We start from the raw sequence: 12,255 nt of genomic DNA on the forward strand, positions 1-12,255 counted from the left end.
CTCGATGGACCTCCGGGACCTGGAGTGTCCGCGACCTTGTACCGACGGATGTGCTGAGGCCATCAAACTACAGTTCGCGACCAGTCTCGCGGTCGCGCGCCTGGTCGGACGACGCGTCGATGCGGTCCCACAGATGGGCGTGTACCCGGTAGTCGGTGCTGTGTTGTTGGCGAAGTTGCCGACGGCGGTAGAGGGAGTCGGTGACTTCGGTGGCAAGTAGTGCCGGGTCGCAGCGTTCGGCTTGTTCGAGGACCGGGTCGCGGTCGGGCCGGGCCGCTCTGCGTGCAGGGGTGGCGCTGTCGACGGTCAGGGTTACCGACCAGGGGAGGTCCCTGTGCAGCAGATCCAGGAGGGGCCCCGATGGCGCCGGCGGCCAGCCTCGATCATCACCATCGACGAGCAGCAGCCGAGCGCCGGTGTCGGCGGCGTGTTCGGCCAAGTCGGTGAGCACTTCGGGCTCAGCGTGGCTGGCTCGGTCGACGACGATGGTTGTTTGGCTATCGAGCTGTTCACCTTCGGTGGCGATCAGCCGGTGCAGCTCGGCGACGGTATGCACGGCGTCGGCCGGATCAGGTTTGGCGAGGCGCGCGGCGCGGTCGCCATCGGTGCTGCACCACAGGATGCGGTGCTCGTCGGTGCGAGCTGCCTCCCGCAGCACCCGTAGCGCGTCCAGGGCCGCGTCACTGTCGCCGGCGTGCACGGGGGTGACGGTGAAACCGCTACGGGTCATGGCGTCGAGGCCGCGGGCGGTTTGTTCGGACAGAGTGGCGGCTAGTTCAGATGGCACACGGAATCCGCGCTCGATCTTGTAGTCGCCGGCGGCGGTGAGCATGTCGAGTTCGGTGTGCAGCGCCGCGATGTTCTGGTGGATGTGTTCAGCGTTGCGCGTCTCGGCTTGCGCGAACGCGACGGCGGTGGCCGTTTCGGCGTGCTCGAGCGCCGCGGCGAGGCGATCGCGTTCGGCGCGGGCGGCGCTGAGTGCGGCCAGATCCTCATCCTGGGCTCGGCCGCGGGCGGCTTCGACGTCCTCGGCGGTGACGATGCGGTCGTTGCCGCCCGCTGCCTGCGCGCGGCGGGCCATGGCGTCGGTCAGTTCGGCGTGGAATTGGGCCGCCGGCGGGGTCTCGGGCAGCGCCATGAGGGCCAGGCGCACCGCGGCACGGGCACTGGCCAGGTCGAGTTCGTCTGCGTTGGGGTCATTTTCGAGTGCGGCGAGCCGATCGCGCTCGTGTTGTACATAGGTGGTGATGGCGTCGTAGTGTTCCTCGGCATCAGCCCAGCGGGCCATCACGTCCTGCACAGCGAGCATGTAGGGGCGGTCCTGTTCGGCCCGCTCGCGCAACGCCAGCAGCGTGGGGGTGGCCGCGCGCATCGCCGGGCCTTGGTCGGCCATCACGAGGCCATGTTGGCGATAGCAGGCTTCGGCTGCGGCGTGATATTGCCGGCGCAGGGAGACGACGTCGGCTACTACGTCGGAGACGGGGCGTGGAAGTGGCCGCTCGGTCAGCAGATCCTCGAATGCCAGCTCCTCGCCGGCGTCGAGCATCAACCCGTAGGGGTCCGGTGGGAGTTCTTCGTCTAGGGCTGGTGCGATGAGGCTGCCGCCGTAGCCCAGCCCGAGTTTGGCCAGCAGGGCGTCATCGGATAGGCCGACGGTGTGGGCGTTCTCGCCGGTGACGTATTCGGGGTCGGGGTAGAGCAGTTGAAGTTCTTCGTGCTCTTCGTCAGTGAGTGGAGGCTGGTCCGGGAACGGGATCTCGTCGCGGTCGTAGGGATGCTCGCCGGTGAACAGGTCGATCGAGTAGGTGAGCAGGCGAGCGTATTCGTCGGGCCGGCTCGGTGGGCGGTGGTCCTCGGCGTCGTCAGCATCACGCAGGTGTTCGTAGGCGACCTGGAGTAGCTCGCGGGGCTGCCAGCGGGTGGGGTCGGCGTTGTCGATCGCGGCGACCAGACGCGCGAATGCGGGGTCAGCGGCGATGGTTTCAGCCACAGCGCTGCCGAACACGGTGGTCAGCTCGGGCAACCACGCCGGGCGCAAATGTTGATGGGTTGCCTCCAGGACAGCGGGTTGCAGACGCCCGGCCAGACGCCACCACAGCGCGGCGCCGGGCATCTCGTCGGGCAGCGGTCCCTCGGCGGCGACGTCGCCGAGCAGCTGCGACAGATTGATGTCGGTGCGGGCGACCTCGGCCAAATGTGCTGCCAGTTGCGGCCAGTAGGGGTCGCGGCGTACCCGTGGGTCCACAGCGTCAACGAGGGGCTCGAACCGGGCGGTGTCGGGGGTGCTTCGCCCGATCATCTCGGCGGCGGTGTCTTCGAGCATCGTCTGGATGTGGCGGTCGCGCACCGCATACTGGTCGGGGCCGGTGAGACGGGTATCGACCGGCGAGACGTCGTGGGCGGCGCGGAAGACTGCGATTTCGGCGCGAAGTTGCGGGTTGGCTGCGAGCAGTGGCCGTGCCCATGGCGGGGCGCTGCTGGCGTCCCAGTTCGCGGCGGTGTCGCGGATGGCGGCGGCCAGACCGGTCACCAGGTCGTGGCGGGCGTGCAGATAAGCGGCCTGATCGTCGTCGTGGACGAGTCCTGTTGGCAGATCAGGCAACCAGCGCAACGGCCCAGTGCGCGCCGAGTGCGCAGCGCTGCTGTCCAGGCGCCAGTCAAGCACGGCGGCGGGATCAGCGGCCGTGCTCAGCTCGCGTTGTGCGACGGCCTCGCGCAGTCGGGTGATCGGGTTTTCCCCGGACACCGCGATGGTGGCCAGGTGCATCCGCAGCACCGGCCAGGCCGGCATCCGGGTCAGTCCGGTGTAGACCTGGTCGGCGGCGGCGTCGATGGCGGCCATTCGGGTGGGGCCGAGGGAGTTTTCGGCCAATGCCCCCACCGAGTGGGTGTACATCCGCGAGGCCATGCCCAGGCGGGTGAACGGGTCTTCGGCGGTGTTGGCTTCGGTGGTGGCCGATACTTGGGCACCGTCGTGGGCCAGCACCCGTTGCAGGACGTCGATGGCGGTGTTGGGGTGGGTGGCTTTGGGAGTTAAGACGTTGTGGGCGTCGGTTTCGGCGGTTTCGAGGTAGACGTGGCTTTCGTCGGTAGCTCGGGTCATCGCGACGTAGAGCTGCTGGCGGGTAAGGCTTTCGGAGCCGATGACGTGACACGTTCCGGTGGTCGTGCGCGATCCGATGGTCATGCCTTGGGAGGCGTCGATAGTGGAGGCGTAGCCCAAGGTGGTGTAGGCGTTGACGTACCACGCCGGGAGGGTGACTTTCTGCCCCGTATCGATGCGTGAAACCGCGAGGGAGCCATCCTTTTTCACCGTCTCGACGCGCCAGCGCTGCCCGTTGCGGACGAAGTCGCGCCCGCCGGCCAGGCGCAGCGTGCGTTTGTTGCGGCGGGTGGCCACGATGTCACCGGCTGACGCGCGCAGGCCGTCGGCCAGGGTGGTTTCGCGCAGCTGCGCCGCTGTGGCGGTGTGTGCCGGGTCGGTGGCCATCGCGTCGAGGCGGTCGGCGCGGGCCCGTTCGTTGAGCTCAGCGACGATGTCGTTGGTCGGGGCCAGCATTGCCGAGTCACGGCCGGCGGCGGTGTCGGTGGCCCATTGGCGGTAGGCCGTGTCGATGATGGTGTCCCCGGAGCCGACATGGATGCGACCCGCGTCGGCGTAAAAGGCGAGCCCGGCTGGGTCGCCCTCGCGCAGCGCTAGGCCGGCTTGGGCTTCGGCGCGGGATTTGAACCGGACGACCTCGGTCAGATTCAGCGCGCCATAGGTCTGGTCGATGTCGCGCAGGATGCCGCCCGCGGAGATCGCGGCGAGCTGTCTGTCGTCACCGATCAGTCGCACGCTGGCCCCACGGGCCATGGCGATGGTAATTACTTCATCGAGCTGTAGGGTTCCGGCTTTTCCGGCTTCGTCGACGATGATCAAGGTGCCGGCGTCGATGGCGTCGAACCATTTGCGCGCTGGATCATTGGCGGCCTTGTCGGGATTGCGGCGCAGCCAAATAAATTTGTCGATGGTGTCGGTGGTCGCCTTGATGTCGTCGCAGAGAACTTGGGCGGCGTTGGCGCTGGGGGACAGGCCCAGCACGGTGCCGCCGGATTCTTCCCAGGCGCGCGAGAGCACCGACATGGCGGTGGTCTTGCCGGTTCCAGCGGGCGCCAACGCCAGTTGCACTCGGGCGCCGGAGGCGGCCATCTCTCGGACCATGGTTTCTTGGCCAGCGTTCAGTGTGCGTCCGCGCTCGGCCTTTTCGGCCAGCAAGGCCATCTCGACCAGGGCGGCGTCGAGGCGGCGACCGTCGGTCTGTCCGGCAGCGTGCAACACCCGTTTTTCCGCCGACAGGATGGCCTGGCTGGTGAACAGTTGAGTGCCATGGGTGCTGTACACGCTGGCGCCGTCGCGCCGGCGCAGCACGGAGGGTTCGGCCAGGTCGGTGTCGGAGACCCGCGCATGTTCCACGCTGTTGGGTTGTGCCAAGGCGGCGGCGGTGATTGCCTCGACGACGTCGTGATCGGTGGCCCAGCCCGCCGCGCGCGCCACCCGTAGCGCTTCGGCGTAGATGTGATTGCGCTGCCAGCTCGACCGCGATTCAGCAACGGTTTCCACGACTGCGCAGGCCTGTTCGGCAATCCATTCGTCGGTGATGTCGGCGGCCTCACGTCGCCGTGGTCTGCGAACGTCGGCCAGCATTTCTGACACTGCGTAGGGGCTGCCGAGGATTTCAATGGCCTGGGTGCGCCACTGCTGGCGTTGCTCGGCCAAGGACCGTGGTTCGTGCTTAGCGGTACGGGTGTCGAGGGTGGCTCGCTGATGCAGGGCGATCGCTTCGACGGTGGTGGGTTCGCGGCCGTGGTCAGCTTGAAATGCCTTCGCCAATTCGGTGTAACGCGCCTTGATCATCACCCGACGCGAGGAGAAGCCCTCGTTGACTTCAGCCGGGACACCGACGATCTCGCGTACCGGCCGCTTGCCGCGTTCGGTCGGTGGTCTCTGTGCGAAATGCAGCCCGACACGCTCGACCGAGAGGGCCTCGATGCGCGAGTTGTAGAACTCCGAGGCCGCGACTGTGCCCTTAAACAGCGGCCGGCCGTCCAGAGCCAGCCACCGGTAAATCCCGTCGTGCCCGCGGGCACGGACCTTGTTGCTGACCGCCAGGTGGGTGTGAAGATCGGGGTCCCCGGCACGGCTGTCACGGTGGGTGAAGGCCGTAGCGATGACACCCTCTACGTCGAGCTGGGCTACCCCTTGGGCGCCCATGCGAGTGAAAACCATGTTGTTTTCGATGTACTCCAGAGTGTCCGCGACGGCCTGATCATGGATCTCCTCAAGGGTTTTCGCCATCTCTTTCGGGGCTAACGCCCACAGCACCGAGAAGCTCTTGACGGGGCTGAACGTGAAGTCGTATCCGGCGGTGGAGGTGGTCTGGTCGCGGGTCTGGGTAGCGATGAAACCGGTCAATTCCCGATCATCGAGCGGGGGCCGGTCATAGGTTTCCGCGAACAATTCGCGGGCGATCCGGGTGCGCATCTGGGCGCGCAACGCCTCGTCGATTGGGGCGTTCCACGACAGGCTCTCGCTGAGGTTGTGGTCGCGGTAGGCCACCGCCAGGCGGCGCTGCAATTCGGTGGATGCGTCGTTGATGACGAACGGGCGCCCAAGGCTCACAGCCACTTTGGCAGCCGCCTTGCCGACGCCCATGTTGGCGATCAGGTGTTCGGCGATCTGGCCGGCATTTGGATGCAGGCCCAGACCGAATAGCGCCTTCATTTGATCTTCGGTGACCGCCGACCCGGGCTCAATGCGCCACATCTGATCTTCGAGGTCGGTGACCCAGGTACGCGAGGCGGGATCGGCCAAACCGGCCAGCCCTTTACCGACCCACTGTCCGGGTGACTCACCCTTTTCGGTGTAGTAATCGCCAAGGGATCCGCGGCCCCGTTGATCGGCGTCATGCGCGGCGGTCTGGCGGATCAGGTAGAGGTACCCGTCGCCCGCTGTGAGCTTGTGAATGCCCATCATGACCGCGTCACGAATCAACGGTAAGGGCCGGTCTGGACACTTCCGGCGAATCTCGCAGCAGCTACCACCAAAGTGGCCGTTACCGTTTCGTGACCTTAGTGCAAGAGGTGTGTGGTTCGAGGGGAGGGCAAAACAGGAGGGTGCAGGTAGAGGGCATGCGGTGGGAAAAGGAGAGACGAAGTGTGAGAGACGGAGGGTGGTTGAGCGAGAGGCAGGATGGATGGTGAAAATGGTCAGCAGCAAAGCGGAATGTGATGGTTCGAAAGCGAAGGGTGAAGGGCTGGGTGGTCGGGCCGGCCGGTGCAGGCTCAGGGGTGTTGCGAGATTCGCCGGAAGTGTCCTGGGTCGCCCCTACGATTGCCCCATGGAGAAGACCACGAGTCGCAAGTTGGCCCGTCGGCGGTTGTTGGAGGCCCAGCAGCAGGCGGCGGCAGCGCGTGAACAGCGTGAGCGCGCCAATCTCGCTGATATGACTGAGTTCACGGTGCGCATGGCGCAGGTGGACGAGGTCGACGCCTGGTACGCGGGACGGGTCGACAAGTTGAAGGAAGAGGCTGAGCGCAAGCGTCATGCTCACCGCGCTGCTGCAGGAAAGGCGTTGCACGCCATGCGGTTGCGTGGCGAGACGATGGCGACCATCAGTGGCACCACCGGCCTGAGCGTCAGTCGGCTGCGCGAGCTGTTGAAGTTCGCATCCGAGGACCACACCGAGAATGCCTCCCACGCGGACACCCCACAGGCTCAGGTGGTGGCGTTGCCCAACCGTATGTCGCCAGAGGCTGGTGACCACACACCGCCGGAAGCTGCGTTGGGCGCCCACTAGGCAACACCATCAACTATGTTGGGCGACAGCATGATCACCGAAGGTGGGCGCACCCACCGGGGTTCGCGACCGCTACCGCTGCGTGTTGATCCTGTCGAGCATGCCGACGAGATTGTGCGGTTCCAACGCCGCATCGTGGTGGGACCACTCGACACCGATTGCCATGTCTGGAGCGGTGGGCTCAGTGACGACGGGTACGGCGTCTTTCGCATCACCCGCGGCGGCGTCCGGCATGTGGTGAGGACATCGCGGTACGCGCTGGCGTTGTCGCTCAACGGTTCTGTGCTGGAGCCACACATCCACGCGCTCCATGAATGCGACAACCCGATCTGTGTGCGTATCACCAGTGCCGAGGACTTCGTGCGCGGCTCCGGTGTTCACCTGGTGGGTGGCGATCGGCGCGACAACATGCGGCGCATGGCGCGCATGCGGCGTGGCGGCGGTCGCCGTGCGATCCTCACCCGTGACGCCGGTGCGGTGTCACGGGCCGAGCGTTCACGTGCCCTCCGCGCCGCCGTTGTCGACGGGTGGGATGCGGAGCTGGTCGCCGCTGCCTTATTGGGAGCAGGACAGCCGACGTTGTGGTGACGGAGTGCGGTCGCGTGCCCGGGGGATGCGCCGGCGGCCGATGTCGCCACGCGTGGGCGGCGCCGCGCCCGAGGGCTACATCGCGTTGCGGTAGTGGGCGTCGGCGAGTTGGCTGAGCTTCCAGGTGGACATGTTGGGGTCGGTGGGATCGGTCGTGAGGGGCAGGTATCCGCGCAGCCACCCATCGACGATGTATTCCTGTCGGATCCACTCGTCGATGTCGGCCGGCGCGAGTTTCAACAGGGTGTGGGCCGCGCGGTCAAGGGTGGCGCGGTCGACGCCGTTACGTTCGGCGTTGGCGTACTGGAGGTCTATGCCGTTGAGGTGCTGTTCGGTGGCGGCGTCGTGGTCTAGGGCAGTGAGGAGCTGGCGGGCCAGTTCGAACACGTAGGGCCGGTTGACGCTCATGGAAGAACCTTTCGGGTGTCGGTGAGGAGTGCGTTGGCTTGTTGGCAGATCGTTGTTAGGAACGTCCAGGCGATGGTGCGCGGGTCATCATCGGCGGGCGGGTAGGTGAGGTTGGTCCATCCGTAGGTCAACCCTGGCGATGTCTGTTGGTCTCGCGGTCGGACGATGAGCACATAGCCCGGGCCTGGGGGGTCGTCGGCGGTGATGAGGGCAAGTTCGACGCGATCGTCACCGACGATCGTCCCGAACACGACTGCCTCCTCGACTAGTGCGTCGAGCGCGGCGGCCGGGCCGGGAGTCGCAGGCGTGGGGAGGTCGTTTTCGATTGTGTCGGACCGAAGTTCGATCCAATCGTCAAACGCGTTCGGGTCGACGCGGAACGGGGCGAAGTCGACGCGCGAGTGGGGGTTAGCCGCTGTGGTCATGGGGTGCTCCAGGTCTGGCCGTCTTGGGACTGGTGATCGCCGCGGTGGTGGTCCTCGCGCCAGCACAGTTGGGATCCCAGGGTGCCGGGGCGCACTTCCAGACATACGGGTGCTCCGGCGTCGAGCCGATCGAGTTCGGCGGCGAGGACGCGTCCCGGGTGGTGGGAGGTGGTGTGCGTCGGTTCGATGGTGGCGGTGGCTGTCACGCGCTGCTGGGCCAGGCAGAGCAGGTCGTAACTTTCGTGGGCGGTCGTGATCTGGTTGGCGATCGGGTCACAATCGCCAGCGGTGACATAGATCGCCAGGGCGGCGGCGGCCGCTGCGCGGTCCACGTGATCGCTGACGATCGGCGGTTCGGGACTGTCCATGGCGATGATGAGGGTGTGCACGTCGACTCCGTAGTGTTCAGGCTGTCGCAGGAAGGTCAAGCAAGCTCAGTTGCGCGCTGCCGTGACGCGCCTCGGCGATGATGTCGGCCATGGACAGGTCAGCGCGGAACGAGTGACCGACCGCGGCCTCGACCGCGGCGTAGCGGGCGGCCAGGTCGGGATTGAGACGCGCCGAGCAGAGCAGGTCGGCGCGCGAGGACAGCACACAGAAGCGGCAGGAAAGCCGTGACATGCCCTCGCTATAAGCGCGATGGGGGCGGGTGCCGGCCGCCGCGATGCGCTGCCACACGTCGGCGACGGTGTAGTGGTGGATCGGATACCAGTCGTCCACCTGGCGCCTGCCGTTGCTGGCCGCTTGATTGGGCGCGTAGGGGATTCGGCGGGCGCGTGCGGTGCTTTCGGCCGCCCGTAAACCCATCACGTTGCACACGCGCACTGGGCGGTCCACGACGGTCCCGCTGTCACGCAGCTCGGCAACGAGTGCGGTCATGATCTTGCGGATGGGACCGCGCTTGTGGTCACTGGTGCACCACCGCCGTGCGGCGTCTGGCCACATGCCGCGCGCGGCGACGCGCTCGAGGATGGTTTCGGTGGTGTGAGCGTCGGCGGCGGCGCGCCGCGCGAGTTCGAAGCGCAGCCCGTAGTGGGCGGCGTGTTCGGCGGCCAGCTCGGCCACGCCATCCCACTCGGCGTCACCGAGGTCGGCGTGAACGACGACCACTCGGCCTAGAGCATCTGCGGCACGGGCGTGTTCGACGACAACATCAAGGCAGGCCTGAGAGTCCTTGCCGGCGCTGCTGTTGACCAGCACGACGTCGTAGGCGGCAAGGTCCGGCGCTGGGCCTGCGGTCACGGTGGTGTGGTCGGTGGCGGTCATGGTGTCCTCGGTGGTGGGGTGTGTCGGTGGGGTTCACCGGCGCTACGCGGTGCGCGTTGCTTGGGAATGGTCGTCGGTGGCGATGACGAGGGGGGCCACTCGTGTCGTATGGGTCGGTCCGGCGAGGATCGGGTGGATGCCATGTCCGTCGTCGGGCCGCGATGCGATCGTTGGGGTGCGCACCGCTCGCAGGGCGGCCTGGGCATCGGCGTGGTCGAAGGCTTCCCACCAGGAGGCTGCGTCAGGGTCGTATGGATCGACGATGGTTGCCGTGTAGCTCATCGACGGGTGGCGGTCTCAGGCGGCCTGGTTGACTGGCGGAGTGTCGATATTCGTATGTGTTGTATTCATGGATTTCCTCCTCTGTTGTGTGCATTTTTGTTTCAGTGACCTGTTACTAGCGCTACTAATTCCGCAGCGGGTAGGGCGGCCATCATGTTGACGGCGAAGGGCCAGACGATGTTGTTGACTGCGCTCTTCCATTTGCTTTTGTCGGTGCTGTTGGCGGCGCCGCGTACGACGGCGCCTGCGAGACGTTCGAGTGCGTCTTGAAGGCTGAAATCACCGACTGTGGCGTAATTCTGGGTGCACCAGCGGACGTGAGCGATGACGTCGTTGATGTGAGCACGCAGTGGTGCTGGGATAGAGGGGTCGCTTTTCAAAGTTTCAGCGACGCTCTCAATGTAGCCGTTGATCCTGTCGATGCCGTCGGCTTCAAGGGTCGGTACTACGTCTTCCAGGCGCTCAGCAAGCATTTCGAGAGTGTTCAGGCTGGTTTGGTCGATCGTGGCGGTTCCCTGACCCTGCCAGCCCCCGCTGAATGAGAAAACGACCTGATACCACGTTGGGACGGCCTCTCGGGCGACTCGCATGTTGCGGCCCTGGCTTTCCAGGAGCCCGATAAGTTCTTCGATCTCTCTGAGATGACTGATCGCCAACGTGTGGTCGTCCCAATTTTGACCGTTCAGTCCGCGAGCCGAGGCAGCATTGACGTTCTGTGGGCCGCGCCAGCTGAGGAACTTGGCATGTAATAGTTGGGCGGGGTTAGACATAGCTGTGGTGCTCTCTGAAGGACTGTGTCGGTTCTGTTTCTGATTTGCGCCGCGCGAGTAGGTATTCAGTTCTGTCTCGTTGGCCGAACTTGGCCCACTGAGTTGTCGCGGAGGCGCTGAGGCCGAGCTGTGCGGCGACAATGGCTGCCGGGAGGTCGCTGGTGAGAGCAACCATGGCGTAATTGCGGCCTAGTCGACTCGGGACGCCGGCTTCCGCGAGTTTCACGCTGAGAGTGCGGGTATGGATGGGTTCGTGTGCGCGGGCGCCGGGAAAGAGGAAGTGGGCGTCGCTGTCAGGCGTTTGTGCGCGTGGGTTCTGGGATGCCTGTTGTGTGAGTCGGTTGACGAGCGTTGCGACAGACTCGGGCAATTCAATTGGATGGTTGACGAGTGTGAGCTGTGTGCACGGGCCCGTCGAGGTGACGTGTGCGGTGGTCAGACGCTGAATGTTGACCAGTTTCGCTCCGTAGAGCAGCACGAGCAGTCCAGCGACTCTGGTTTGGAGTTCGATACCGCAGTGCTCGTCAAGCAGCTTGGCGATCTGACCCCGGTGGTCTTGTTCGTCACTGATCTCACTCGGCGGCACCTGTGATCCGCGTGCGAGCGTGACGTTTTCGACGATGCCACGCTTGTTGAGCCACGCGACAAAGCCCTTTATCCGGCGACTGCGGTTGCGGTCTCCTGCTGTCCAGTCGTCGAGCATCGTTTGGGTGAGGTCACCGATTCGATGCCCGGATGATTCCACGTGCTCGATGAGTCGCAGCGCCAGCCGGATCCGCTCGCGGCTCGAATCGGCAGCGTTGGCAGTAAATCCTCGCCGAGCGGCCCGGCGTCGTGCTGTGCGCAAAATGCCCCATCGTGCATAGGGTTCCAGCAGCGCAGCGTGGCGCGGAGCCAGGGAGGCGGTAAATTCGTCAATCCATGTTTCGAGCCGCTCGATCGGCTCGTCGCGCCGCGTCAAGACGTTGGCTTCGACCAGCAGGGCCCGCAGATAGTGGCGGGCTTGGCCGGGCGGGCACGCATCGACGGTCGCGTGGGTGAGGGCACCTTCCGCAGTGGCCAAGAAGCGCAATGCTTCTTGAGTGCGCGCTTTGATTAGCCAACGCAGCGTCGAGGCGGGCCGGCCACGACGAGCAAGCAGGTCGGGCAACATGTCCAGGCCCTCACGAATCGAGCCATCTTCTGCGGTGAGCAGCTCTTCAGTCAGTCGTCGAATCGAGCAGCTCAGGCAGGTGCCTTCGTAGTGCTGCGGGCCGCCTTGATCGCAAGTGGCGCAGACGTAGTCGGTGAGACTGCCCGCGCACGGCCCGCAAGCCAATTCGCCTGCCGGGGTGTGGCCGATAAGGACTTTGGTATGGCCGCAACTCGAGCAGACGTCGGGATGGTTCGTTGAACGCTTATAGCACGAGAAGCACACCGGTCCGAGCGGCCAATGCGCGTGGGTAGGACGTGTTTTCCCGCATAGACCGCACTGCGCGTCCGGAGACTGCACGCAGCTCTTGCAAAGATCAGTGTCCCCGAGCTGAACGCGAGCGGCGATCGGACGCACGTTGCCGCACTTGCCGCAAGCACGCATCGGGGCTTTGTAGCAGCGCTGGCATAGCGGGCCCTTGACGGTCATCGATTTAGCGTGATCAAGACGACCGCAGCCCGAGCAGACATGTTTCGGGCGAGCGC

Annotated in this window: 10 protein-coding genes; 2 read left to right on the forward strand and 8 right to left on the reverse strand. The window is 65.6% G+C overall.

What is annotated here, in order from left to right; translation table 11 throughout:
• Nucleotides 1–67 precede the first annotated feature (67 nt).
• Entirely contained in the window at nucleotides 68–6,013 is a 5,946-nt protein-coding gene (gene mobF / locus Y900_RS29260) for a MobF family relaxase (RefSeq protein WP_036349622.1), read from the reverse strand.
• 367 nt (nucleotides 6,014–6,380) lie between these two features.
• On the opposite strand from mobF, the gene Y900_RS30675 reads away from it, so the two are divergent.
• Together Y900_RS30675 and Y900_RS29270 are read left to right on the forward strand one after the other, a co-directional pair.
• Nucleotides 6,381–6,839, forward strand: a complete 459-nt coding sequence (locus Y900_RS30675) for a hypothetical protein (protein ID WP_051660607.1) — start codon at nucleotides 6,381–6,383, stop codon at nucleotides 6,837–6,839.
• A gap of 18 nt (nucleotides 6,840–6,857) precedes the next feature.
• Nucleotides 6,858–7,427: a hypothetical protein gene (locus Y900_RS29270; protein ID WP_237752811.1), complete on the forward strand. Its 570-nt coding sequence runs from the start codon at nucleotides 6,858–6,860 to the stop codon at nucleotides 7,425–7,427.
• Nucleotides 7,428–7,502: 75 nt separating this feature from the next.
• On the opposite strand, the gene Y900_RS29275 is transcribed toward Y900_RS29270, so the two are convergent.
• From Y900_RS29275 to Y900_RS29305, 7 genes are all read right to left on the reverse strand, one after another.
• Nucleotides 7,503–7,835, reverse strand: a complete 333-nt coding sequence (locus Y900_RS29275; protein ID WP_036349367.1) for a hypothetical protein — start codon at nucleotides 7,833–7,835, stop codon at nucleotides 7,503–7,505.
• A complete protein-coding gene (locus Y900_RS29280; RefSeq protein ID WP_036349370.1) occupies nucleotides 7,832–8,260 on the reverse strand; it encodes a hypothetical protein in 429 nt (142 codons plus the stop codon). The genes Y900_RS29275 and Y900_RS29280 overlap by 4 nt, the downstream gene beginning before the upstream one ends.
• Nucleotides 8,257–8,649 carry a hypothetical protein gene (locus tag Y900_RS29285; RefSeq protein WP_036349380.1) on the reverse strand — a complete coding sequence of 131 codons (393 nt, stop codon included), beginning with the start codon at nucleotides 8,647–8,649 and terminating at the stop codon, nucleotides 8,257–8,259. Before Y900_RS29285 ends, Y900_RS29280 begins: the two co-directional genes overlap by 4 nt.
• Nucleotides 8,650–8,665: 16 nt before the next feature.
• Entirely contained in the window at nucleotides 8,666–9,526 is an 861-nt protein-coding gene (locus Y900_RS29290) for a phosphoadenosine phosphosulfate reductase domain-containing protein (protein WP_036349383.1), read from the reverse strand.
• Nucleotides 9,527–9,568: 42 nt separating this feature from the next.
• Nucleotides 9,569–9,808, reverse strand: a complete 240-nt coding sequence (locus tag Y900_RS29295) for a hypothetical protein (RefSeq protein ID WP_036349386.1) — start codon at nucleotides 9,806–9,808, stop codon at nucleotides 9,569–9,571.
• Nucleotides 9,809–9,909: 101 nt separating this feature from the next.
• Nucleotides 9,910–10,578, reverse strand: coding sequence for a hypothetical protein (locus Y900_RS29300; RefSeq protein WP_036339434.1), 669 nt, complete (start codon nucleotides 10,576–10,578; stop codon nucleotides 9,910–9,912).
• Nucleotides 10,571–12,199: a site-specific integrase gene (locus Y900_RS29305; protein ID WP_131536084.1), complete on the reverse strand. Its 1,629-nt coding sequence runs from the start codon at nucleotides 12,197–12,199 to the stop codon at nucleotides 10,571–10,573. Before Y900_RS29305 ends, Y900_RS29300 begins: the two co-directional genes overlap by 8 nt.
• Nucleotides 12,200–12,255: the final 56 nt, after the last annotated feature.

The sequence above is a fragment of the Mycolicibacterium aromaticivorans JS19b1 = JCM 16368 genome (assembly GCF_000559085.1).
Lineage (GTDB): Bacteria > Actinomycetota > Actinomycetes > Mycobacteriales > Mycobacteriaceae > Mycobacterium > Mycobacterium aromaticivorans.